22 protein-coding genes and 1 pseudogene are annotated in these 24,050 nt (G+C 34.8%); 16 read left to right on the top strand and 7 right to left on the bottom strand.

The features are described 5' to 3' along the window. Positions 1-2: 2 nt before the first annotated feature. Positions 3-3,053, top strand: a complete 3,051-nt coding sequence (locus SBH76_RS10015) for a TIR domain-containing protein (protein WP_317977705.1) — start codon at positions 3-5, stop codon at positions 3,051-3,053. Between the two features lie 46 nt (positions 3,054-3,099). Here SBH76_RS10015 and SBH76_RS10010 read toward each other — a convergent pair whose 3' ends face one another. Next, positions 3,100-3,546 carry a hypothetical protein gene (locus tag SBH76_RS10010; RefSeq protein WP_007595028.1) on the bottom strand — a complete coding sequence of 149 codons (447 nt, stop codon included), beginning with the start codon at positions 3,544-3,546 and terminating at the stop codon, positions 3,100-3,102. Positions 3,547-3,763: 217 nt separating this feature from the next. Here SBH76_RS10010 and SBH76_RS10005 point away from each other — a divergent pair, with 217 nt between their 5' ends. The 7 genes from SBH76_RS10005 (at position 3,764) to SBH76_RS09975 (ending at position 9,987) form a co-directional block, all read left to right on the top strand. Further along, entirely contained in the window at positions 3,764-4,285 is a 522-nt protein-coding gene (locus tag SBH76_RS10005) for a cysteine hydrolase family protein (RefSeq protein ID WP_317977704.1), read from the top strand. A gap of 8 nt (positions 4,286-4,293) precedes the next feature. After that, a complete protein-coding gene (locus SBH76_RS10000; RefSeq protein ID WP_317977703.1) occupies positions 4,294-4,938 on the top strand; it encodes a cyclase family protein in 645 nt (214 codons plus the stop codon). A 174-nt stretch (positions 4,939-5,112) separates the two neighbouring features. Next, the gene (locus tag SBH76_RS09995; RefSeq protein WP_317977702.1) at positions 5,113-6,900 is read left to right on the top strand and encodes a carbohydrate-binding domain-containing protein; all 1,788 of its coding nucleotides are present in this window, start codon (positions 5,113-5,115) and stop codon (positions 6,898-6,900) included. After that, entirely contained in the window at positions 6,900-7,976 is a 1,077-nt protein-coding gene (locus tag SBH76_RS09990; RefSeq protein ID WP_317977701.1) for a bifunctional glycosyltransferase family 2/GtrA family protein, read from the top strand. The genes SBH76_RS09995 and SBH76_RS09990 overlap by 1 nt, the downstream gene beginning before the upstream one ends. A 15-nt stretch (positions 7,977-7,991) precedes the next feature. Further along, on the top strand, positions 7,992-9,044 hold the full coding sequence (locus tag SBH76_RS09985) for a phosphodiester glycosidase family protein (RefSeq protein WP_317977700.1): 1,053 nt from the start codon (positions 7,992-7,994) through the stop codon (positions 9,042-9,044). Next, entirely contained in the window at positions 9,044-9,421 is a 378-nt protein-coding gene (locus tag SBH76_RS09980; protein ID WP_317977699.1) for a hypothetical protein, read from the top strand. Before SBH76_RS09985 ends, SBH76_RS09980 begins: the two co-directional genes overlap by 1 nt. A gap of 146 nt (positions 9,422-9,567) precedes the next feature. Beyond that, positions 9,568-9,987: a PD-(D/E)XK nuclease family transposase gene (locus SBH76_RS09975; RefSeq protein ID WP_317977698.1), complete on the top strand. Its 420-nt coding sequence runs from the start codon at positions 9,568-9,570 to the stop codon at positions 9,985-9,987. Positions 9,988-10,182: 195 nt separating this feature from the next. Here SBH76_RS09975 and SBH76_RS09970 read toward each other — a convergent pair whose 3' ends face one another. Then, positions 10,183-10,407 (bottom strand): hypothetical protein, encoded by a 225-nt coding sequence (locus SBH76_RS09970; protein ID WP_317977697.1) that lies wholly within the window; start codon positions 10,405-10,407, stop codon positions 10,183-10,185. 152 nt (positions 10,408-10,559) lie between these two features. Here SBH76_RS09970 and SBH76_RS09965 point away from each other — a divergent pair, with 152 nt between their 5' ends. From SBH76_RS09965 to SBH76_RS09940, 7 genes and pseudogenes are all read left to right on the top strand, one after another. Next, a complete protein-coding gene (locus SBH76_RS09965; protein WP_317977696.1) occupies positions 10,560-11,114 on the top strand; it encodes a PadR family transcriptional regulator in 555 nt (184 codons plus the stop codon). A gap of 4 nt (positions 11,115-11,118) precedes the next feature. Continuing rightward, complete coding sequence (locus SBH76_RS09960; protein WP_317977695.1) at positions 11,119-12,774, top strand: flavodoxin family protein; 1,656 nt, start codon at positions 11,119-11,121, stop codon at positions 12,772-12,774. Between the two features lie 87 nt (positions 12,775-12,861). Beyond that, positions 12,862-12,938: pseudogene (locus SBH76_RS13945) on the top strand (transposase); the annotation flags it as partial. Between the two features lie 78 nt (positions 12,939-13,016). Further along, entirely contained in the window at positions 13,017-13,319 is a 303-nt protein-coding gene (gene tnpA / locus SBH76_RS09955) for an IS66 family insertion sequence element accessory protein TnpA (RefSeq protein WP_317977694.1), read from the top strand. Next, complete coding sequence (gene tnpB, locus SBH76_RS09950; RefSeq protein WP_317977693.1) at positions 13,312-13,503, top strand: IS66 family insertion sequence element accessory protein TnpB; 192 nt, start codon at positions 13,312-13,314, stop codon at positions 13,501-13,503. Before tnpA ends, tnpB begins: the two co-directional genes overlap by 8 nt. Positions 13,504-13,734: 231 nt before the next feature. Continuing rightward, complete coding sequence (gene tnpC / locus SBH76_RS09945) at positions 13,735-15,375, top strand: IS66 family transposase (protein WP_317977692.1); 1,641 nt, start codon at positions 13,735-13,737, stop codon at positions 15,373-15,375. Positions 15,376-15,547: 172 nt separating this feature from the next. Beyond that, on the top strand, positions 15,548-15,946 hold the full coding sequence (locus tag SBH76_RS09940) for a hypothetical protein (RefSeq protein WP_317977691.1): 399 nt from the start codon (positions 15,548-15,550) through the stop codon (positions 15,944-15,946). 80 nt (positions 15,947-16,026) lie between these two features. Here the strand turns inward: SBH76_RS09940 and SBH76_RS09935 are convergent, their stop codons facing one another. From SBH76_RS09935 to SBH76_RS09915, 5 genes are all read right to left on the bottom strand, one after another. Next, the gene (locus SBH76_RS09935) at positions 16,027-17,361 is read right to left on the bottom strand and encodes a sensor histidine kinase (protein ID WP_317977690.1); all 1,335 of its coding nucleotides are present in this window, start codon (positions 17,359-17,361) and stop codon (positions 16,027-16,029) included. Further along, entirely contained in the window at positions 17,358-18,035 is a 678-nt protein-coding gene (locus tag SBH76_RS09930) for a response regulator transcription factor (protein WP_317977689.1), read from the bottom strand. Before SBH76_RS09930 ends, SBH76_RS09935 begins: the two co-directional genes overlap by 4 nt. Positions 18,036-18,093: 58 nt before the next feature. Further along, a complete protein-coding gene (locus SBH76_RS09925; RefSeq protein ID WP_317977688.1) occupies positions 18,094-19,431 on the bottom strand; it encodes an MATE family efflux transporter in 1,338 nt (445 codons plus the stop codon). 1 nt (position 19,432) lies between these two features. Beyond that, positions 19,433-21,898 (bottom strand): PEP/pyruvate-binding domain-containing protein, encoded by a 2,466-nt coding sequence (locus tag SBH76_RS09920; protein WP_317977687.1) that lies wholly within the window; start codon positions 21,896-21,898, stop codon positions 19,433-19,435. Positions 21,899-21,985: 87 nt separating this feature from the next. Then, positions 21,986-22,582 carry a TetR/AcrR family transcriptional regulator gene (locus SBH76_RS09915; protein WP_317977686.1) on the bottom strand — a complete coding sequence of 199 codons (597 nt, stop codon included), beginning with the start codon at positions 22,580-22,582 and terminating at the stop codon, positions 21,986-21,988. Between the two features lie 341 nt (positions 22,583-22,923). On the opposite strand from SBH76_RS09915, the gene SBH76_RS09910 reads away from it, so the two are divergent. Beyond that, positions 22,924-24,048 (top strand): 5-bromo-4-chloroindolyl phosphate hydrolysis family protein, encoded by a 1,125-nt coding sequence (locus SBH76_RS09910; RefSeq protein WP_317977685.1) that lies wholly within the window; start codon positions 22,924-22,926, stop codon positions 24,046-24,048. Positions 24,049-24,050 lie beyond the last annotated feature (2 nt).

Raw genomic sequence — 24,050 nt, 5'->3', positions numbered from 1 at the left:
GAATGGAAAAAGAACAAAATCACAGGCAAAATGTAGATGAAATGCAAAAGGCGGCAAATGAATATAAAGAAAAAAGTTATAAGTATGACGCCTTTATAAGCTATAGGCATGTGGAGCCTGATCAAAGTATAGCTAAACAGGTTCACCAATTGATAGAGACATTTAAAGCACCTAAGGAATTTTATCAAAACGGTAAAAGGCCTACATTCAGAGTGTTTCGTGACAGAGAGGAGCTTGCCGCAAGGGATTTAAGTGCTTCAATAGAAGAAGCGCTTGCAACAAGCAGATACTTAATTGTTATATGTTCAAAGAGAACGCCGCTTTCAGAGTGGTGTCAAAGAGAGATAGAGATATTTAAGAGTTTGCACGGTGAGGAGAGGATAATACCTGTACTTATAGAGGGTGAACCGGGTGAAGCTTTTCCTCTGCCGTTAAAAGAGTTAAAGGGTGAGGAATCTGTAAGCGAGATACTGGCGGCAGATATAAGACCGGATGAGACATTAAATGCTGATTTTGAGGGTTATGAAGCTTTGCAAAATAACAATAAAGCAAAGTTAAAAGAGCTTACAAAGAAGTCTTTAGACATATTAAAAACAGAAAAATACAGAGTAATGGCAACAATTCTCGGCTGCAGCTTCGGAGATCTAAAGCAGAGAGATAAGGAGAGAAAAAGCAAAAGAATTATGACGGTCTCTACTGTTGCAGGAGCGGTATTTTTGATATTCGGTCTGTTTATGGCAAATGCTTATCAAAAGGCGGAACTTGCCAGACAGGAGGCGGTGCAGTCAAATGCAAGCATACTTATGAAAAGGTCTAAGGACTTTACAAAAGAGGGAGATTTTATCAAGGCTGTTTTAGTGGCGAAGGAAGCTATGAAGTCTATAAAACCTGATATGAAATATTATGATACTTTGAAGGCTGAAGAGGATACGATATTCAACAGTATGATATATCACAGCGGAGCTTCAACATTGACTTCCATATCTACTAAAAATATCTTTACATATATGGATGTAAGTAAGGATGAAAAATATGTAGCTTACGGATTTGATAACAATTATACGGCAATTGCAAGTGTAGATAACGGAGAAGTATTAAAAATCTTGCCGGGTCATACTCAGCAGGTGAAGGTGGTGAGATTTTCTAATGACAATAGATATCTGGCATCATTTTCATTTGATAATACATGTATTATATATGATGTTGAAACAGGTGAAGAAAGGGCAAAGATAGAAACCGAGGGTGTACCTATGCTTGTCAGATTTTCAGAAGATGATTCAAAACTGACACTTATTACATTTAATAATAATACCTCTACCAATTTCTATTTATATGACACCGCTGACTGGAAGCAGACAGGAGGATTTGTAATTGACTCTCTTATAAAAAATGCCGATATAAAGAGTGACGCAAGTGAGGCAATTATAATTACAAATCCGGACAGTGACGATCAGATAACAAGAAGAAGTCTCACAGACGGAAGTATAATAGAAGTTATTCCAAGTCTTACAGTTAATACGGTGGAACCGGGAGTAATAAAAAATAAACAGTACAAAACGGCAGCCTATTCAGCTGACGGAGAGAGTATTTTATTGAATACCCAGAATGATTTAATAAAAATTACATATGATAACAGGGAATTATTTCATCAGGAGATATCTATTAACTTTAGTGATCCCAAGGTAATATATGAAAGTGAGAATGGCGATAAAATTGCAATAAAATCAAATAATACTGTATATATTCTGGATGGAAAAACCGGAGAGACAATTAATAAAATATATATTCAGGACTTAAAGTATTATACTTACAACAGCAATACAAATACTGTAGTCGGATTTTCGGAAAACGGAAATTATTCTGTATGGAAGGATGGAGCTATAACTGACAGTAACTTAAATTATGGCGGAATATTGCCGATAGAATATATATTTTTAAAAGACGGAAGCAAAGTATTGGCAAGTTCTCATGACAGTCAGACAATAAAGATAATAGATTTAAAGTCAAGAATCTCTTCGGATTCCATACATGCAAGAATAGTGTCAAATTCAAATGATTCTTCAAAAATGCTTTTGTTTGACGGGAATGATGTATTTATATCGGATGATAACGGTAAAACGAGTAAAAAAATACCTTTTAACAATAATATTACATATGGAATAGCAGCAACTTTCAAAGATCAAAAGATATCAAATGACGGAAGATATTATACTGTTTTGGGAATAGATAAGGATACGCCGGATAAAAAGCCTACATTAAGTATTTATGATATTGAAAATGATACAATCAACAATATATATATAAATGCAATGGATTCAATACTGTCATTTAGCAATGATTCAAAGCAGATATTTGTACTTGACGCTGTAGAAGGTCTGAATGTATATAGTACAGACTCGTTTGAGAAAGTAAAAAGCTACAGTGATATAAAGGAAAGTTCAGGAAATATAAAATTGTCGGAGGATTCAAAGATATTTGTTATAAACAAATATTCGGGAATTTCCTCGATATATAATCTTGAGACCGGTGAACATATAGAAGATATACCGGGAGAAGTATTATACGTGGAAAACGGTGCAGGTGAAATAAGAGCAAAGGGAATACAAAATAATACGGCATTTACCTGGAGCAGTAAAACAGGACTGAAATCATGGGAAATGGATGAGGCCTGCAGTCAAACACCTCTGAGTCTTAAAGATGTCAATTTGTATAATGCAAATGCCGATATATTGCTTATGATCAGAAATAATGATACTGAAAGAAAATGCTATGTAGTGGATTTTTCAACAGGAAGACTCAAGATGGCTCTTAACTCCACATTGAAAGAATATGCTGTAAACGGACATATTTCTTCTGACGGTAAGATGATAGCTGTAGATCAAAATTATTATGCCGATTATGATTTCAATGCCGGAAAAAACAACCAATATATCGAGTCAACAGTGTACAAGATACTTAATGAAGAAGAGGTAGCTAATGAGATAGACAGTATTCTTTCGGGAAGAATACTTACTGAGGATGAAAAGATACAAATCGGTTTGACTACCAAATAAAAAATGTCCCCCTAATCTTAGGATTAGCGGGGACATCTGCATTTTATTATTTTTTGAAAAGTTTTGCAAAAAAGCCTTTTTTCTTAGGCTCGGCTTTTACGATTTTACCGCCCTTTACACTCTTTATATCTGAGATGTAAATACCGCTTACTACCGCTTTTACTTCCGTCTTTAGCGGTATAGATGCAAATACCTTTTCATCTGCCATCAATGTCATGATCTTCGGACCTACCTTTGCTTTTACAATAGGCACTTTAGACCATTTTAGGTACCATGGGGTTTGCTCATAAACAATTTTCGGCAAACCTGATTCTTTTATCTTCAGTTTCTTTTTATCTATAATAAGCATAGAAACAGTTTGTTTGGCAGCTTCCATAGCGGCCTGGGATTCTACTTGTTTTGTCTCCATTTTTCTTCCGAAGAAGTATAGTGCAACTAAGGCGACAAGTAATATAACGAGTATGACAATAAGTATTGTCAAAAATGTTCTCACTTTTCGTTCCTCCAAAAAATAAAAATTGTGAAGTATCACTGACGACAATTATATCAAAATCTTAACAATTTATCAACAATTTATCAAGATACTCATAGTACAATGGTTATTACAGGTTTGTATTTTTAGGTTTAATGTCAATAAAGACATGTGTTATAATACGAAAGACAAAAGAGCTGTGTTAGGAATTTAAATAAAATATTACAGTGGAGGTTATATGAGAAAGGTATTGATTGTTATAGATATGCAAAATGATTTTATTGACGGGAGCCTTGGAACAAAGGAAGCGGAGGCTATTGTAAAAGGTGTAACAGATAAAATCAAGGAGTACAAAAAAGAAGATGTATTTGCGACTATGGATACTCATAAGTACAGTTATCTTCAAAGTCAGGAAGGTAAAAATCTTCCGGTAGAGCACTGTATAGAAGATACTAATGGTTGGGAGTTGCATCCGGATATATCAAAGCTTATTGATCCGGAAAACATCTTTAAAAAACCGAGTTTCGGAAGTGTTGATCTGGCAAATAAGATGCTTGAGATATCAAAAAAGGAAGATATTGAAATAGAGTTGGTAGGACTTTGCACCGATATATGTGTTGTATCAAATGCACTATTAATTAAAGCATTCCTGCCGGAGGTGAAAATCAGTGTTGATTCAAATTGCTGTGCGGGAGTTAGTGTTGAAAAACATAATGCCGCAATCGAAACATTGAGAAGCTGTCAAGTGGAGATAAAATAGTTTTATAAATGAGAGTAATAGATTTAACACATACAATAAATGAAACCATGCCTGTATATCCCGGTACAGATACACCAAAGCTCACTCCTGCAAACACATATGAGAAAAATGGTTTTAAAGAAACTTTTCTTCAAATGTATACTCATACAGGAACACATATGGATCCTCCTGTACATCTTTATGAAGGTAAGAAGACTTTAGACGAATTTCCGATAGATCAGTTTATCGGAAAAGCCATAGTGATAGATTGCAGAATGTTAAAAGAGGGAGAAGCTATTACTATGAAGAATTTGCAGTTGTATGGTGATAAAATAGACAGGGCAGACTTTTTACTTTTTAATCTTGGCTGGGACAAGAGATGGGGAACTGAAGATTACTTTGGAGATTATCCATGCATTGATAATGAAGTGATGGGTTATATTTTGAAAGGAAATTATAAGGGAATAGGTTTTGATGTAATAGGACTGGATCCCATTGCAGATGAAAATCTTACAAGACATAAAAAGCTTTTCGAAAACTGTGATATCATCAATATAGAAAATCTTACAAATCTTGAGAAGTGTGGAGACGATTTATTTTGGTTTAGTTGTTTTCCTTTAAAAATTGAAAACTGTGACGGTTCACCTATAAGAGCGGTTGCATGGTTTGAGTAGGTATCAGAAAGCCTTACATTCAAGTTAAACTTGTTTGTAAGGCTTTTTTTCACATATTCTTCACAAATTAGCCTGTTTTTTTCAGCTTCATTTCAGTTTACTCGTGTATTCTTAGGGCATGAAAGGAAAACATTCCTTTAAAAATAATTTGAATATAAGAGAAATGAGGAGCTTATGAAAAGAGAGATAACAGATAAGAATAAGAAGATTAATAAAAATATTGCATTTTCATTGATGGGAATGGGACTGATGCTTAGCTTAGGAGCATGCAATGCATCACAGGATGCAAGTGCAGCAACTGTAAGTGCAAATGTAAACAGTAATAAAACTCAAAAAACTCAGGGAAATGAAACAAGTATAAGTATTGATAATAATACAGTTTCAATAAACGGAGACGGAGCAAGCAGTGAGGGAAAGGTCATTACAATAAGTAAGGCCGGAACATATCGATTAAGCGGGAAGCTTGATGAAGGACAGATAGTTGTAGATGCAGACGGAGATGTAAACTTAAATCTTGATAACTTTACAATATCAAATTCTTCAGATGCACCAATAGTCGGAAAGAGCGGAAATATAAATATCAACTTGGTTGATGGAAGTGATAATAAGATAAGCGATATGAGAGCTGCAAATACTCAGGATGAGAATTCAACAAGTGAAAATAATGCTTATGATGCGGCTGTTTACAGCGAAGGAGATATAAACTTAACAGGATCAGGTAAGCTTACAGTGGAAGGTGGATATGAGGATGCTATACATTCAAAATCAAATTTGAATGTAGAAAGCGGAAACTACAGTATTACTGCTTCACATCATGGACTTAACGGTAAGAAAACACTTGTTGTAAAGAATGGAAATTTTGATATCACTACTGTAGAGGATGCACTACATTCCAAGGGTGATGTTACATTTGAAAATGGAGAGTTAAATATAAATGCAGGTGATGATGCATTGCATGCTGATAATACTTTGACTGTTAAAGACGGAAAAATAAATATAGCGGCTTCAAATGAAGGTCTTGAAGGAATTACAGTAAATATTGAAGGTGGAAATATACTGGTAAACTCAAGTGATGACGGTATAAATGCAGCCGGAGATTCAACAGACGGATCACAAGTCAGCTATGCTATAAATATTTCAGGTGGAGATATAAAGATTATTCCCGGCGGTGACGGTATAGATTCCAATGGAGATCTAAATATTTCCGGTGGAAATATAGTTGTAGACGGACCTTCAGATGGTGGGAATGCACCGATTGATTATGACGGAACAGGTACTATTACAGGTGGAAGCATACTTGCAACAGGTAATTCCGGAATGTTCCAGGGATTTAACGGAAATAATTCAACCCAGTCAAGTATTATCTACTACCTGGACAGCAGTGCCGCTGCCGGAGCTACTATTAAGGTAAGCGATGAATCCGGAAAGGAGATTTTCACATCTGCAGATCAGACACAGAGCTATAATGCAGTTTTATACAGCAGTGCCGAGATTGAAAGTGGAAAAAACTATAAGGTAAGTGTAGGAAATAGTGAGGGTTCTGTTACTGCAGGAAATTCACAGGGAGGAAACTTTGGCCAGCCACCACAGGGTGGAATGGGCGGAAATGGTCAGCGACCACAAGGTCAACCACCTGAGATGAATGGAAACTTCCAAGGAAGAGGAGGAAATGGCCAGGGCCAACCACCACAAGGTCAGCCACCTGAAATGAATGGAAACTTCCAGGGAAGAGGTCAGGGAAATAACCAGGGACAACCACCACAGGGCCAGCCGCCGCAGGGAGGACCAAATGGCAACTTCCAGGGAAGAGGTCAGGGAAATAATCAAGGTCAGCCACCAATGGGTCAGCCGCCACAGAATGAAAACAATCAGAGCAGTAAAAATAAAACTGATTCTAAGAAGAAAAAGAATAAGCAAAAAAGCAATCAAAAGACAGGAGATACATCCGGAAATGAGAAGTAATGAAAAGAAAATTTGCCCTAATACCGGCATATAAGCCAAATGAAAATTTGATATATTTTGTGCAGTCCATTGAAGCAAGGGGAATAGAGGTAGTAGTGGTGAATGATGGTTCAGGGGAAGAATATCTTCCCCTCTTTTCACAACTGGAAAAGAACAGCAGAGCAAAGGTCATTCACTTTTATGTAAATCAGGGAAAGGGAGCAGCTCTAAAAGAAGGTCTGTCTTATTTAAATAAAATAGAGGATGATTTTGTAGTAATAACTTTGGACGCAGACGGACAGCATTCATTAAAGGATGCATTATACCTGCTTGATAAATCAATGGAAAGTGAAGACAGCCTAATACTTGGATCAAGAGAACAGTCAAAGGATTCCCCTCTCAGATCAAGAATAGGAAATTATATAACCAAAAAGATATTTTCTATTTCTACAGGCGTAAATATTGAAGATACTCAAACCGGAATAAGGGCATTTCATAAAAGTTTGATTCCGGAGCTGCTACAAATAAAAGGAGAGAGATATGAGTATGAGATGAATATGTTGCTTCATTTTGCAAGAAAAGGTATAAGGATGAAAGAATACACAATTGAAACGATATATATCAATGACAATGAAGAAAGTCACTTTGATACTATAAAAGACTCTGCAAGAATATACAGTCAGATCATCAAGTTTTGCGGCAGTTCTATTTTATCCTTTATTATAGATTTTTTACTTTACACAATATGCTTTTTGCTTTCAGGAAGCATAATACTTTCAAATGCGATTGCCCGCATTATATCACTACACTTCAACTTTTTTGTAAATAAAAAGTTTGTTTTTAAAAATAATAAAAAAGATGAGAAAAATTTTGCTGTAGAATATATCTCATATTTGGGACTGGCAGCACTTATATTTGCAATGAATACTTTGATTCTTCGAGGAATGGTAGAGGCATTAAATATAAATGCATATTTGGCTAAGATAATAACAGAAGTGGTTTTATTTACAGTATCATACTTTGTGCAAAGACATCTGGTTTTTGCAAAGAAAAAAGAGATTGTAAGAGAGAATAATTATGCTGCTTCTTTAAAATAGACAGGAGTAAAATATATGAAGAAATTAAATAAGAAGGGTTTAGGTATATTATATGGTGTAGCCTTATTTTCATTCAGTACATATGCGCTTTTAGATACATTTGTAATACCGCATCCTATGCAAAGTGTAATGGCTTCAAATGTAGTCGCAGAGACTACAAATAGCAGTATAAGGGAAAGTGTTGAAGCTGCTATAGAAGAGAAACTTAATACAGGAACAAGTACAACAAATAATATAACATCAGAGACAAATGTGACATCTGGCAGTACTACAGCAGAAAGTACTAATGAAACAAGCAGTGCTACATTGACTAATGTAGAGACTGTTGAAGGTGGAACTGTTATAGGAGAATATTCATACAGCAATACAAGCATTACATTAAAACAGTACAGAGCATATGGCAGTGATATTTATGTGGCTGATGTAACAGTAAGTGATGTTTCTGTTTTAAAGACAGCACTTGCAAATAATACTTACGGAAGAAATATTACCGACACAACTTCAAATATGGCCGCAGAAAACAATGCAGTTCTTGCAATCAATGGAGATTACTATGGTGCAAGACAGGCAGGATATGTTATAAGAAACGGAAATCTTTACAGAAATACATCCGGAGATAGAGATGCCTTGGTTATAACTAAAACCGGTGAGTTTGAGTTTGTTTCAGAGAATGAAACAAGTGCAGAAGAACTTTTACAAAGCGGAGCATATCAGGTATTGTCATTCGGTCCTGTACTTTTAGCGGATGGTGAAATATCGGTAGGCGAAAATGATGAAGTAGGAATGGCAATGGCAAGCAATCCAAGAACAGCAATAGGATATCTTGGAAACAATCACTATGTATTTGTGGTATCAGACGGAAGAACAAGCGAGAGTGCCGGATTAAGTCTTTATGAGATGGCAACTTTTATGAAAGAACTTGGTGTAGTTGATGCCTATAATCTTGACGGGGGAGGTTCTTCTACTATGGTTTTTAAGGGAGAAATTATAAACAATCCTACTACAAACGGTCGCTCAAATCAGGAAAGATCTGTCAGTGATATAGTATATATTGGAGGTGGAAACTGATGAAAAAATCATTGATTTATCTTGGAATTTCAGTATTTGTATTTATCTTCGGGCAGATATATGAGTACTTTTCACATGGAGTATATTCAAGCTATATGATGTATGCATTTTTGATACCTTTTATAGGACTTTTTATACCAAGCCTTTTAAATAATCTTATTTTAAAAAGAACAGTTTCGGATAATGTCACCTTGCCTTGGAAATGTGGCATAGCAACTCTTAGTGCAGGTTCAATATACAAAGGTATATTGGAGATATATGGAACGAGCGGAACTTTTGAAATAGTTTACTTAATAATAGGAAGTATATTTTGTATTATGGCAGCCGTATTTCTGGCAGGTGAAATAGCAAGAAAAGATTGTGAAAGCGACGCTTAGAAAAAAGGTGCAGATTCGATGGATTTTGAATCTGCACCTTTTTTATTAATAAAAATATTTTGTTGTATAAAATATTAAAATGCAATAATATGGAATAACAAACATGGTTTTTCTTTTTATCTAAAATATTCTTTATAAGGAGCGTTATGAAAAGTTCTAAAATATCTATAGAAAGGGTTCGAAAGGTTATCTCGGAATTAAATCCAATTGACGATTTGGTATTTAGAAAATTATCAGAAAGCAAAGAGTTTTGTGAAGAGATTTTAAGAGAGTTTATGCAAGACTCTGAATTGGAAGTGATAGAAAATCATTCACAAAATGCTATAACAAACATAGATAGGAAATCTATCATATTAGATGCCTATTGTTTGTTAAAGAATGGAAAAAGAGTTGATATTGAAGTACAAAACTTAAATGATATAAATCATCAAAGGAGAGTAAGGTACTATAGCAGTGTTTTGACTACTAATTTAGTGGAGAAGGGAACTGATTTTAACAGTATACCGGATAGCTGTATGATATATATTTGTAATTTTGATACTATATTCTTCTTTATCTTATCGTAGCTTCCCTCTCCGGTTTTTGTGTGTCTGAATTTATCATGAGTAAGCTTTATTCCGTCAAGAGAAATCCCCAATAAAAAATTGTTTTCCGAAAAAAAGCGACACCACTCTTCATCAAGCATATATCCGTTCGTCTGCAAAGAATTGCAAACCTTCGTGTTTTCCCTCACATATTGTTTTTGATATTTTATCGCCTGCTCAAAAAATTTCAATCCTCTCAGTAAGGGCTCCCCCCTGATATACATAACTTATCAAATCGGCTTTTGATATTGTTTTTCTTATAATATTTTTCAATGTCGCATCCGACATAAAGCCGTATGAAGCTTCCTGCCTGTTTTTAGTCTCATCCGTATAAAAGCAATAATCACAATGCATATTGCACATTCCGGACGAGGGCTTCATAAGTACACTTATTGAATGCATAAAATTTCCCCCGCAATAAATTGATTTTCGGGTCTATTATACTATAGGGAAGCAAAAAGATAATACTAAAAAATTTAATCATCATATATTGATATATTCTAAAATTGGAATATAATAAAATTGGATTAAGTTAAAAGAGAGGTATTTACACTATGTCTTTATCACACGGAATACTGGGCTTCTTATCCTACAGCAGTATGACAGGCTATGATTTGGCTAAGCTTTTTGACTCTTCAATAAAATTTTTCTGGTATGCCGGAGCCAATCACATATATTTCGAACTTAATAAGCTTGAAAAAAAAGAATTTGTGAGCTGCGAATATATAGTTCAACAGGATAAGCCCAACAAAAAACTCTATCATATTACAGATGAGGGAAAAAAAGAATTTTTAAGATGGCTTGCATCCGACTCAGAAGATGTAAGCAAAAACAAAAACGCTTTCCTGATGAAGGTGTTCTTTTCCGGCTCTTCGGACATTGACCAAAGCATCGCTATGCTTAAACGATTTATAGATGACTGTAACGCCTACATAAACAGCATGAATAAAGTTCCCACCGCTATAGATGCAAATAGGGGCTTTGTCGAACCACTACAGGCTTTGTACTGGGAATTTACGGCAGATTACGGACTTCGACAAACAAAGTTTTGTATAGAATGGGCGGGGGACTGTATAGAAAAATTGGAAAATTTCAAGAGAGGAAAATAAATATATGAATATACTTCTTATAAATGCAAGCCCTAAAGGCGATAAAAGCAACACCTTCAAACTTTCAAAGGCCTTCTGCGACGGAATATGCGAGCAGACTTCGGCAAATTTAGAAATTTTAGACCTCGCAAGACTTAATATAAAGGATTGCAGGGGTTGCTTCGTCTGCTGGAGGGATACTCCCGGTGTCTGCTGTATAAAAGATGATATGGGAGACTGTCTGGAAAAAATCAAAACAGCCGATATTATTGTCTGGAGCTTCCCTCTGTATTACTTCGGACTTCCTTCGAGAGTAAAAGCTTTCCTCGACAGGCAGCTCCCCTTAAGCCTGCCTTTTATGAACAAAAATGCTCACGGCGGCTCCCATCCGCACAGATACGACGATTTACATCAAAAAAATGTGCTTATATCCACCTGCGGTTTCTATACTACCGAAAACAACTATTCGGCGGTAACGACACAATTTGACAGGATTTTCGGCGAAAATAACTATACGAGTATATTTTGTGCACAGGGTGAACTTTTCAGAGTTGAGGAGCTTCGTTCATTGACGGAACCTTACCTTGAGCAGGTAAAAAAAGCAGGAAAAGAGTTTATTTCAGGAGGTATCAAGGAAGATACCGTAAATATATTAAACACAGTCTTGCTTCCCAGAGAAATATTTGAGCAAATGGCTGATGCAAGCTGGGGTATAGAACTCCCGACGGAAAACCCCGATTCTGATATACAAAGTTTTAATATTCCTTTGGCAAAAGATGATGAAAGTCTCGTTTTCACAAAGCAAATGGCATGTCTTTACAACAAAAGTTCATGGGACGGTAGCGACAAAATACTGGAACTTTTCTACACTGATATAGATAAACATTACCAAATAATACTCGGCAAAGACGGTTTTAAGATCCTTAATGAAAACTTCCTTAACTTTACTACAAAAATAGAAACTCCTTTTTCGGTATGGCAACAAATAAGCAGGGGTGAAATAAGCGGAGAAGAGGCTCTTATGGAGCATAAGTATAGAGTAGACGGTGATTTCACATTTATGATGAACTGGGATAAATACTTCGGTATAGGTACGACACAAAATAAAAACGAAAAATCGGGAAATGATGAACACTCCAAAAAAAGCAATATGAACCTGCTTCTTTTCCCTTGGATAATCGCATGGACATTGATTTCCATAAACCCTACCGTAGGGGGCTTTATAAGTATTCTGGCATGCAGTATACTTCCTTTTATGTATTTAAAGTACAAGCCTGTGATTTTCGAATATATAAGTATAGTTATGATAAATCTTTTGAGTCTCCTGTCCGTTTTGGGATATGACACGACAATACTGGTTCCTTTGTCTTATTTATTGTTCGGAGTACTTTGGTTCGTAACGCTCTTCCTACGTGTTCCTTTAACCGCCTATTACTCGTTAAACGAATTTTCCGTAAAAAATCCTTTGGAAAACAAGCTTTTTCTAAGGACAAATCGGATTATTACGGGATATTTTGCCGTACTCTATCTTCTTACACCTATATGGACATATTTTTTACTTACTTCAAGCTTCGGTGCATTTACAGGTGCCGTAAACTCGGTACTGCCTGCGGTGTTTGTCGCATTCACAAATAAGTTCAAGGATTTTTATCCTAAGTATTATATGACAAAAAGAGTATAGAAAAGGGGCTGTGAAACGAGTCCCTAAAAGAAATAGGACTATTCGTTCATGCGAAAGGTCCTATTTTTGTGGTATAATTAACTTGCAATGAAAACTTTACACAATAATTTTGTAATTCAAAACAAGGATATTTTCTACTGTTTCTTTCAGATTGTTTGGATGTAAGCGTCAATTCAAGTACACCTCCCCATAAATACACTTCTACTATAAAATAGCTTCATACTAAATATATGGAGGTGCCTATGGCTAAATATCCTAAAGAAGAAAAGGATCGATTGATTGAGGAGTTTAAAAATAGTGGATTAAGTATCACAAGCTGGGCTAGGAAGAATGGATTACCTATTTCAACAGTCACATGGTGGGTGAGTAAACATGATAAGAAATCAAAGCACTCTAAGGATGTTAAATTTATTGAGATCAAAACACCACACCCTAGCAAGGCCATAAAAATAGAGATAGGTGCTATCAACATCTTAATTGATGGTTCTACAGATCTTGAATTATTAGCAAGACTAATTAAGGTGGTGAATGCAATAAATGTTTAACTATGATAATCATCGTGTAATTCTCTCTTGTGGTGCTACAGATATGAGGAAAAGCATAAATAGATTGGCTGAAATTGTTTATAGCAATTTTAAGCTTGATCCAAGAGATAAGATTATATTTGCTTTTTGTAATAATTCAAGAGATAGGATAAAGCTTCTTGTATGGGAAGATAATGGATTTTGAATTCATTTTAAAAGAATAGAAAAAGGACATGTAGTTTGGCCGTCACAAAGTGATACAGAAATCACTATGGATTTATTAATAGATGACTTGAAAAATATAATAATGGCACCTGGAATAAAACAAAAAATCAAGCGTAGTGAAGTCTTTAAAAAGTGTTGATTTAGCTGGATTCATCATAGATTTTATAATATAATCTCTACATAAATATTTGAGATTTGGAGGTCTGGTAAAATGAAAACTATAGATGAATTGCAAGCAGAAATTTCCGGACTTAAGGCTATCTTACAGAAAAAAGACCAAGAGATTGAGACTTTAGAAAAAGCTAAAAATGAAAAAGACCAAGAGATTGAGACTTTAGAAAAAGTAAAAAATGAAAAGAGTGAACAGATTGCTAAGCTAAAGAAATTAAATAATTGGTATATGGAACAACTGAAATTAAAAGCAAGAGAGAAACTTGGTAAATCAAGCGAAAAAGCTATTGATGGACAACTTTCTCTTTTTGATGTCTTTAATGAGGCTGAAACATTTAGAGAGCCAATTCAAGGTGAGTCGCCACAAGAAAGGATTATACCGGAGCATAAAAGAAGAAAAGCTAAAGGGGGAAGCAAGTTTAATGACATTCCTGTTGAGGTAGTTGAATATAAATTAGATGACAGAGAACAGATATGTGATAACTGCCATAGACCTCTTACTGTTATGAAGAAAGAAATAAGAAAAGAACTGGTGATAGTACCTGCTGAGGTTAAGGTTATAGAGCATGTGACTTATGTTTATAGTTGTATAAACTGTGACAAGAATGGGGAGAGTGGCTTTATAAAGATAGCACCTCATCCTAAAGCTCTTATTAAAAAGAGTGTAGTATCACCAAGCTTTATGTCTTATATAATGAATCAAAAGTACACTCTTGCACTACCACTATACAGAATGGAGCAAGAGTTTAAAATGCTGGGATTTGAGATCTCAAGACAAAACCTTTCCAACTGGATCATAAAGGGAGCTAATATTCTAAAGCCTATATATGAGCAGATAAAGCTTAGTCTACTAAATGAGACACTACTCCATGCAGACGAAACGGTATTGGAGGTACTACACGAGCCGGGGAAAGAGGCGGGCAGTAAATCTTATGTGTGGGTATATAGGACAAGTCACTATAACACACATCCTGCAGTAGTATATGAATATACACTTGGACGAAGTGGGGATTATGCCAAGGAATTTCTTGCTGATTGGAATGGAACATACCTTCATTGTGATGGTTATGTGGGATATAAAAAGTTGGTAGGAAAGATGCTATGTGGTTACCTTGTACATGCGAAGAGAAAGTTCCATGAGGCATATGAGATTAATAAGAGTAATGAATATGCAAAACAAGGAGAGACTTATCTTAGAAAGTTATTTCAACTGGAAACTAAAGCTGATGAAGTTGAGCTTTCATTGAGAGAACACTTAGAGATGCGACAAACCAAATCTAAGCAAGTATTAGATGAGCTTTATAGCTGGATTTCACAAATAGAATCAAAAATCCTTTCTAAAAGTTTAATAGGGAAGGTTATTACTTATGTCATAAACCAAAAAGAGTACTTGGAGAACTTTTTAAAAGATGGAAGAATACAATTAAGTAATAATCTTGCTGAGCAAAGTGTGAAGCCATTTGTTATAGGTAGGTCTAATTGGCTATTTGCGAATACACCTAACGGAGCTAATGCCTCAACAATGATATATAGTATAATTCAAAGTGCAATACTTAATAACCTGATACCACAAAAATATCTTACATTTGTTTTTGATATCATACAGTCAGGTAGAGACGCTTCAAGCCTAGTACCTTGGTCAGATGAGATTCCTGAGAGTTGTAAAAATAAAAAGTCATAGGATTAGAATGATAAGTTCTAGTTCTATGACTTTTTTGCTCTATGTGTACTTAGCTTAACGCTTACAGACAGTTATATAAAAATGCAGGATCATGAAAAACGTAAAACAAGAGCATACAGTAAAGATATAGGTAAATACTACAACATGAAGACAATTTAAAGCAAATAAGAGTATGTATACAGTAAAGAGGAGTATTGACGGAATTAACATAAAATTGGATAATGGACTTGAAGAAAAATATATCAGTGCCAATATTAATGATGGAAGTTCTTTGTCAGAGCTTATGAAGGTTTTTACAAAAAGTGATTTTTATAGCGAAAAGTTTCCAATTACCTCAAATATGAAATATCGACTTAAATATGTAGAGAAAGGAGAAGGTATGACAGAAGCATTAAAGGAATTATATGAGGATTTAAGAAAAGAAGTAGATGTATTAGAGCTTGATAAAGCCAGAGAAAGTGGAATTGTAAGTACTTTGGTATCACTTGTAAAGGATGGTATATTGAGTGTTGATGAGGCTGCTAAGCGAGCAAAAATGAGTGTAGACAAATTTGAGAAGCATGTTAAGTAGAAGATACAAAATTACCCGGTTTTATTAAATATATAGGAGGATATAATATTTGCTATATCCTCCTAATTACTTAGTTAAAATTATATATGAAAATAAATCTCAAAGAATACTTTCTTATCCTTACTTACGACCTTAATTTCTCCCTTATGCATAAGCACTATTTCCTTTGCGATAGGAAGACCGAGTCCATAGCCACTACCGGAGTGAGATTCATCAAGTCTGTAGAAACGCTTGAATATATTGACGGTATCCTCTTTTGAAAGTTCTTTTTCCACGTCATTTTCAACAGATAAAACAATATCCTTTTTTCTCTTATTTAAAGTAAGTGTGGTGTGTGAAAGTGAGTATTTCATAGCATTTTCTAAAAGTATCGAGATAAGATCTCTTATCTTATTCGCATCTCCCAAAATAGAAATATTATCCTCTATATTGTAATCAAGTTCTTTATTATTTTCAAAAAATACGGGTTCAAAATACAGACATTCTTTGGTTGAAATATCTGATAAAACTATTTTTTCCATTTGCTCTTTTCTGTCCTGCCAGTTTTCAAGGCGACTTAAGTCAAGCAAGTTCTGTGTCAAATGTTTCATCCTTTCACTCATCTCATCAATGCCGTTAATATTTTTCTTCAGCAATTCCATATTTTCTAATTGAATAGAATTCTTTGATATTGCTTTTTGAATATTTCCCACATTATTTATTATAACGGTGAGAGGAGTTTTAAGCTCATGTGATGCATCTGAAATAAATTGGCGTTGTGAAGTAATGGCATCACTTACAGGTCTTATACTCTTTTTAACAAAGTATTTTGAAAAAAGTATAATCACAGTAGAGAGCACAAAGAACAGCAGTATAAGTAAAATCAAAAGATTGTTTAAATTTTTTATTTCAGCACTGAAGTCGGTTACTGCAATTCGATACAAAGTGGGCGGTCCGGTAAAATTAGACGGCATTGATTTATTCTCTGAAGAGTCTATACTTGTATCGGATTTATCTGTTTTATTATGAGGTCGCCATTCTTCATCATCAAAGCGATCCGGTGGAGCTTTGACTTCGCAGATATATTGAAGTTTTCCACCATTCATTGATGAATAAAACCTGTTTGAATTTCTATTTACTTTGTTTAATGCATCTGATATTAAATCCTGTTTTATTTCGCTATCAAGAAAAAAGTCAGCTCCATTTGTATCTATGATATTTCCGTCAGAGTCAAACATCATTTGAAAAAGTGCATAGGAGCCGGATGTGGAATCCTGATACATTGGTGTATTTATAGCTTCAGAAAGTGTGGATCTCATATCTCTGTAAATACTGTTTTTGTTGAAAAGAAAAGGGAAAACAAGCATAAATACAAGCAAAAAAATACTTACGGAAGATAAAAGTAATGTAAGTTTTTTTTGTAATTTCTCAATCATTCATCACCTCTTACTTCCAAATGATATCCGAGCCCTCTGCTGGCCACGATTGATATATCCGATGACAATGTCTTAAGCTTTTTTCTTAAAAATCCGATATATACCTCCACATTGTTTTCTGTAGCATCACTGTCATACCCCCAGATTTTTTCAAGGAACAGATTTTTTGAAATATTGTTTTTGCCTTCCTTTAAAAGTAGTCTCATCATTTGAAACTCCTTGGAGGAGAGGCGAATGGAATTATCACCGGAGATAAGTTCGGATGAATCTATATCCAAAGATGTATTGCCAAAGCTTATTTGATTTACTTCCTTGCCCTGCCTGCGAAGTAGAGCGTTTACACAGGCTAATAACTCCCTTCTGTCAAAAGGTTTTGTAAGATAATAGTCTGCACCCGAATCAAGTCCTTCCACCCTGTCAAGGATATCTGATTTGGCTGTTAATATCAAAATAGGAAGTCCATTTTTTTCTTTCCTGAGAGTTCTTGCCACCTCAAAACCGTTCAACTTAGGTAGCATTAAGTCAAGTACAAGCAGATCAAAATGTGAGGATCTTGCAAGTTCAAGACCTTCCATACCGTCATAGGCACAGATAACAGTATGTCCGCATTCTTCTAAAATTTCTTTAAGAGATGAAGCAAGCAGTACTTCATCTTCAACCACTAAAATATTCATACACACTTATTTTCTCATATAATTAACTTTTATTCAATTATATAGTCTTTTCTTTGTCTTATATTTTAACAAAAGATTTCCAAACACTTCTTACCATAAAAACAGCTAAAGCAAAGGAGAGTACATCTGCAATGGGTTGCAACAGATATATTCCATATTGGGAGAATAAGGCGGATAAAATATAAAGCAGGGGTATAAAAAATATTCCTTGGCGAGAAACGGATAGTATGGAAGCCATAAGGTATTTTCCTATATTTTGTAAAAGCATACTGCTTACTGCAAAGAAGCCTACAAAGGGCATAGTTATACATTGCATACGTAAAATCTGCACACTTATAGATATAACCTCAATATAGGAGGTCATCGTCTTAACAAGTTCAGATGAAAAGATATATAAAAGGATTGCAGAAAAAATCAGAAATATGCTGCCGATTGTGGCTGTAAGTTTAAAAGCATCTTTTACTCTTGTATATTGCTTTGCTCCGTAATTCATTGCACAGATTGGCTGAAAGCCTTGAGACCAGCCTATCATTATCATATAGGCGATTGCTGATATTCTTGAGCTTACTGTCAAAGCCGCCAAAAGGGAATCTCCATATTTTGCAGCAGTAATATTTAGTAAAATCAGAGCAATACTTGTAATTGACTGTCTGGAAAAATTCGGCATACCGCCGGCCAGGATATGATATATTCTCTCTTTATTAAAGTTTAAATTAAAAGCTATATTTCCTGATTTAAAAGAGAAATATGTCAGTACAAAAGAGCCTACTATCTGTCCTGTAAGAGTGGCATAGCCGGCTCCGATAAAGCCAAGTTTTAAAGTAAACATCATTACAGGATCCAGTATCATATTTGTGATCATTCCAAAAAGCAGTCCGGTCATTCCTTCCTTCACATTTCCGCATAGTCTGAGCTGATTATAAATTGTAAGCGAATAAATACCGAAGGGTATACTTAGAATAATTATCCGCAAATACTCTATAGTAAATTCAAATAAATCATTTGAAGCATTGCCACCTAAAAACTTTGAGAGAGGAATAATAAAAATCAGTGATAAAAAGGCGATAATTAATCCGGTTGATACTGCAAAGAATATCCCTATGGAAGCCATATTTTTAGCCTCTTTATCATTTTGCTCTCCGATTTTTTTTGACATTATATTGCCGCTTCCATAACCGAACCAAAATCCAAGTGCCTGTATAAAACTCATAAAGCTGAATACTATACCGATTGCGGCGGTCATAGACTTATTGTTTAAGATATCTACAAAGAAGGTATCTGTAAGATTGTAAATGACCATTACCAGCATACCGATAATAGTGGGAATGGAGGTTTTTATAAGTAGTGGAAGAAGAGCGTCATTTAAAATTGTCTTTCTTTTCATTTCTTTATTCATATCATAAACCTCGTACTGTTCCTTCATCACCGTCTACTTGAAGCATATCACCATCCTTATATTTTGTTGTTGCAAAGCCTACTCCAAGTACTGCCGGAATAGCATATTCTCTTGCAACTATCGCAGCGTGACTTAGAGCCGCTCCGGTATCAGCAACCACTGCACTTGCCAGTTTAAAAAGCGGAGTCCATTCGGGATCTGTCAGATGACATACCAAAATATCACCTTTTTGCATTTTATAAAACTCATTCGGACTGTGAATAATACAGGCTTTTCCTACTGCCTTGCCAAAGCTTCCGCTAACACCCTTTAAAATATCGCCCTCTGTTTCAAATACAAGAAGCTTGGATGCTTCCCAGACCTTTATAGAGAGTGGAAATTTTTCGTTTCTGTTTTTGATATTTTCAAGGTCGGATTTATTAAGATATCCTCTATGCATAGCTTTTATCAGTTCATTAAAGAAAAGATTTGCTATACCGGTTTTATAATCTTGATTTTCAAGAAGGAGTATGTTTGCCCTTGTTACACATTTTCTGACATAGTAAAACAAGCTCTCCCATAAATACTGGCTTTCTTCACGAACTATATGGAAGTATCTGAAGTTTTGTATATCAGCTTTTATAGACTTATATTTTCTGCCGGAAACAACTTCTAACCCCTTCATTAAATCATCAAAGCTTTCTGAACTTTTGTTTTGCTCAGAAGCTGAAGACAGTATCGGTTTTAAAATATTTATGAGTCTGTCAGGATCTTCAATAAAGGTCTTTGCTTCCAGACAGTAGCAGTTATAGTCGGATTTAAAGCCGTTGTTTTGTAAAAATCTATCCGCCATTGTTTTGAAATCATCAAACTTAGTATATAAGTTTTTATAGCTTTCACCGGAAAGTATGGCTTCGTTTAATTTGCTATGTTTTGATATCTCCTTTGCCATATCAGATATATCAGTGTCTACAGTTGCGGTTTTATTATTCAGATTTTTATAAAGGTCAAAGGCGGTATATTTTGGGTTTATCCTTTGAAGTAATTTAGTGTATTTATCAAATACGAGCATTGTCGGAAAGAGGGCATATTTGAATCTGTCATAGGTAAGATCTTTGGTAAGTTTATAGCTGTACTCTAAAAAATCTCTACATTCGTGAAGACTCATATTTTCAAAGTCTTTGGCCTTAAGCATTGAAATCTCTTCTTTATATTTGCACATAAATTTCTTACATATAGCAGCGCAGGAATCAAAGTCTTTGATTTGCTTCAGTATCTTAAAGAAATGGAAAATATTTTTGTTTATACCCTTTTTGCCCTTTGGAAGAGTCTGTATGCCGTCATTATCAATCTGTGGATCCGAGTCAAAGACTATTCCGCCTTCTGCAAATATTTTTGACATTTGATCATTGATTGCCATTATAAAATCATAATCCAAAACTCTGTAGGCAAAGGGCATTTTTTCAAGTTGAAATGCCAGTTTTTTACGCATACTCTTAGTTGGCTTTGTACCCTTTATGTAATTTTTTATAAGAGCATCCTCACCGGTATCTTTTTTTAATGTGGTTATAGCCCTTGCCTGTAAAATATAGATATTACTGTCTTTAATAGCCCACTCAATATCCATAGGCATACCATAATGCTTTTCTATTTTTAGTCCGCAGTTTACAAGCTCCGATATTTCATTATCATCTAAAACTCTCTTTTTTTGTTCCTCTTCATCTACAGCTATCTCTACAGTATCTTCGCTTCCATATACTATCTTTGTTTTCTTAGAGCCTATGGTTGTTTCAAGAAGTCTGCCGCTTTTGTCGGCAATATAGCTGTCCGGAGTTACTCTGCCGCTTACAACGCTTTCTCCCAAACCATAGCTTGCATTTATCTGAATTTCATTTGTGTTTTGGCTTAGTGGATTTACAGTAAATAAAACTCCGGCCCTTTCGCTCTCAACCATTTTTTGTACCACTACCGCAATAGCTACAGCAGTTTGATCATAGCCCTGATGAAATCTGTAACTTACCGCTCTGGGACACCATAGAGAGGCATAGCAGTTTCGAATCTGTAATAGAACATTATCTATGCCCACTACATTTAAATAAGTTTCCTGCTGCCCGGCAAAGCTGGCATCAGGTAGATCCTCTGCAGTGGCGGAGGAACGAACGGCAACTCTTATATTTTCACCAATACTCTTATATTTATCCGCTATAAGTTTTTTTGTTTCAGTGGAAAAATCCCCTGACCTTATAAGCTCACGAAAGTAGTCAGCAGCTTTTAAAAGTTGCCCTTCATCACCCGATACTTCTCTTAGCTTATTTCTAATAATTTCTTCTATGCCGTTTTCTTTAAGGAAAGCTTTATAGGAATCTGCGGCAATTACAAAGCCTTTTGGAACATTTATATTGGCAGAGACAAGCTCTCCAAGATTTGCTCCCTTTCCTCCGGCAAGTGATACATCTTCTTTTTTAATATCAATAAAATCAAGTATCATATCTCCCCCTTGTTTCATTTAAATAAATGAGTTTAGCTATTGCACAAAATATACAAAGCTTTAAAGCTATTATTGTTTTTATAAATATCACAGATCAATATACTTTTTGACTATTCCTGATATATACGTTTCAAGTACATCTTCAAAATATTTCTCATCAAAGAGATGGTGTTCTGAACAAAATAAGAAGCTGCCTATAAAGGCATTGGAAAGACCTTTTTCATCAGCAGATTTTATAGCTTTATTTTCTTTCCAGTAAGATACAAGTTTTTGCAAAAACTCTCCATAGAGCCTTTCTATTTGATTTACTTCATCAGCTTTTTTAACCTTAAGTATTTTAAAGGCTTCCTCATACATAGGCTGTGTTTTTATCTTTATCATCAAATCAAGAGAGTATTTATAGATGACCTCAGTTAAAAAGCCTATAGGATCATCAAGTGAACTTGAAAAGATCTTTTTAAGAGCTTTTAGTTTTTGCCTTGATCTATATGCCGCCAGGTCAATGATAAGAGAATCCTTATCCTTCCAAAAATTATAAAAACTTCCCTGTGCAATACCGACTCTTTTTGTTAAAACTGAAATACTAAGTGACTTTGTGCCATTATCATGAAACAGTTCAAGAGCAGTTTCCATAACAGCTTCTTTTATTTTTTCCTTTTCCTCTTCACTGAATGCCCTTCCCATACTCCTCCTTTATAGTAACAGCACTATGAATATAAATTTTATTATTCATAGATATTATAAACCTAAAAACTTAGATTATCAATGAATATAATTTACATTATTCATAGATATTATTTGTTAAAATATAACATTTTATTTCTTCAAAACTTTTAAAAAGGTCAGAGAGTTCAAAAAGAATTAAGCAAAAAGTATCTTATATAAAAGAAAGCCTGTATGGATGAAGTGACACTTGTGGGGTAAAATGTCTTTAATATTGATAACCGGATAAATATGTGGGATAATAAAAACGTGAATATATTCAGAAGTTTACCAATAAAATACAGACGAGGTGAAGGTTGAGTATGCAGGAAAAAAAAGACTGGAATGGTATCAGAGGTTATATAGATCATATTTTTGATGATACGGATATAGGAAATAATGCAAAGAAATTTGCGGACAATGTTGTTGAGAGCCTTAGGGAAGTAGATACACATACAAAGGAAAATTTTGAAAAGAATAAAGTAAGTGTAAAGAGCAATGTTAATAAAAGGAATACTGCAAAGATTTATCTGAGAACCAACAGATCGGATCTGTTGATAAGGATGTTTGTGGGAATACCTATGATGATATTTTTCGGTATTCCGATATTTGTACTTACACTGACCGTACTTCCTATTTCATTTACCGGATGGGTTGTGCCGATGATTGCGCTTATACCTTTTTTCGGAATAGGAGCATTTCTTGCATTTCCGGCAATCAGTGATCTTAGTCTTGTTGAAAAGGCGGACAGATATTATCGTATAATGAATAATAGGACTTATATGAATATAGAAGATATTGCTGCGATTTCAAATGAAAGTCCTGAAATTGTGGCAAAAAACTTAAAGAAAATGATAGACAAAAAGATTTTCACACAGGGCCATCTGGATAAAGAAAATAAATGCTTTATGTTAAGTCATGATGTATATAAGGGCTATTTGGCGTTGGAGGAGCAAAGAAAATCGGAACAAAGAAAGAATGATATCATTGAGAAAAAGGTTGATATTAAAGACGGAAGCCTTATATCCGAGGGCAGGGAGTATATTATATCCATTAAAGAGTTGCATCTTGGAATAACAAAGGAGCCTATGTCATCCAAGCTTACAAAGCTTGAGACTATACTTACTGCAATATTTGACAGGGTGGAAAAGGAACCTAAGGAAACAGAGAAGCTTTATAAGCTTATGAAGTATTATTTACCTACAACTGTAAAGCTCATAAAGACATATTCCGATTTTGACAATGTTATTTCACCGGACAGTGATATTTTGAATACTAAAAAAGAGATTGAATTAACAATAGATTCTATAAATGAAGCTTGTGGTGAATTCCAAAACCGTCTTTTTAAGGATACCGCATTTGATGCGGACACCGATGCGGCATTATTAAAAGTTATGCTTGCAAAGGAAGGATTGATAGGCGGCGGAATGGAAGAAGATGAGAGGTGAGA

It is taken from the genome of Lachnoanaerobaculum sanguinis (assembly GCF_033242365.1).
Taxonomy (GTDB): Bacteria; Bacillota; Clostridia; order Lachnospirales; family Lachnospiraceae; genus Lachnoanaerobaculum; species Lachnoanaerobaculum sanguinis.
This window is presented reverse-complemented; position numbering and strand designations above follow the sequence as displayed.

Excerpts from the sequence above, each read along its gene's own strand:
- SBH76_RS09965 (WP_317977696.1), top strand. The coding sequence starts at position 10,560 with ATGTCTTTATCACACGGAATACTGGGCTTCTTATCCTACAGCAGTATG.
- SBH76_RS09975 (WP_317977698.1), top strand. The coding sequence starts at position 9,568 with ATGAAAAGTTCTAAAATATCTATAGAAAGGGTTCGAAAGGTTATCTCG.
- SBH76_RS09910 (WP_317977685.1), top strand. The coding sequence starts at position 22,924 with ATGCAGGAAAAAAAAGACTGGAATGGTATCAGAGGTTATATAGATCAT.
- SBH76_RS09925 (WP_317977688.1), bottom strand. The coding sequence starts at position 19,431 with ATGAATAAAGAAATGAAAAGAAAGACAATTTTAAATGACGCTCTTCTT.
- tnpA (WP_317977694.1), top strand. The coding sequence starts at position 13,017 with ATGGCTAAATATCCTAAAGAAGAAAAGGATCGATTGATTGAGGAGTTT.
- SBH76_RS09940 (WP_317977691.1), top strand. The coding sequence starts at position 15,548 with ATGTATACAGTAAAGAGGAGTATTGACGGAATTAACATAAAATTGGAT.
- SBH76_RS09990 (WP_317977701.1), top strand. The coding sequence starts at position 6,900 with ATGAAAAGAAAATTTGCCCTAATACCGGCATATAAGCCAAATGAAAAT.
- SBH76_RS09995 (WP_317977702.1), top strand. The coding sequence starts at position 5,113 with ATGAAAAGAGAGATAACAGATAAGAATAAGAAGATTAATAAAAATATT.
- SBH76_RS10005 (WP_317977704.1), top strand. The coding sequence starts at position 3,764 with ATGAGAAAGGTATTGATTGTTATAGATATGCAAAATGATTTTATTGAC.
- tnpC (WP_317977692.1), top strand. The coding sequence starts at position 13,735 with ATGAAAACTATAGATGAATTGCAAGCAGAAATTTCCGGACTTAAGGCT.
- SBH76_RS09920 (WP_317977687.1), bottom strand. The coding sequence starts at position 21,898 with ATGATACTTGATTTTATTGATATTAAAAAAGAAGATGTATCACTTGCC.
- SBH76_RS09960 (WP_317977695.1), top strand. The coding sequence starts at position 11,119 with ATGAATATACTTCTTATAAATGCAAGCCCTAAAGGCGATAAAAGCAAC.
- SBH76_RS09930 (WP_317977689.1), bottom strand. The coding sequence starts at position 18,035 with ATGAATATTTTAGTGGTTGAAGATGAAGTACTGCTTGCTTCATCTCTT.
- tnpB (WP_317977693.1), top strand. The coding sequence starts at position 13,312 with ATGTTTAACTATGATAATCATCGTGTAATTCTCTCTTGTGGTGCTACA.
- SBH76_RS10015 (WP_317977705.1), top strand. The coding sequence starts at position 3 with ATGGAAAAAGAACAAAATCACAGGCAAAATGTAGATGAAATGCAAAAG.
- SBH76_RS09980 (WP_317977699.1), top strand. The coding sequence starts at position 9,044 with ATGAAAAAATCATTGATTTATCTTGGAATTTCAGTATTTGTATTTATC.
- SBH76_RS09985 (WP_317977700.1), top strand. The coding sequence starts at position 7,992 with ATGAAGAAATTAAATAAGAAGGGTTTAGGTATATTATATGGTGTAGCC.
- SBH76_RS09970 (WP_317977697.1), bottom strand. The coding sequence starts at position 10,407 with ATGCATTCAATAAGTGTACTTATGAAGCCCTCGTCCGGAATGTGCAAT.
- SBH76_RS09915 (WP_317977686.1), bottom strand. The coding sequence starts at position 22,582 with ATGGGAAGGGCATTCAGTGAAGAGGAAAAGGAAAAAATAAAAGAAGCT.
- SBH76_RS10000 (WP_317977703.1), top strand. The coding sequence starts at position 4,294 with ATGAGAGTAATAGATTTAACACATACAATAAATGAAACCATGCCTGTA.
- SBH76_RS09935 (WP_317977690.1), bottom strand. The coding sequence starts at position 17,361 with ATGATTGAGAAATTACAAAAAAAACTTACATTACTTTTATCTTCCGTA.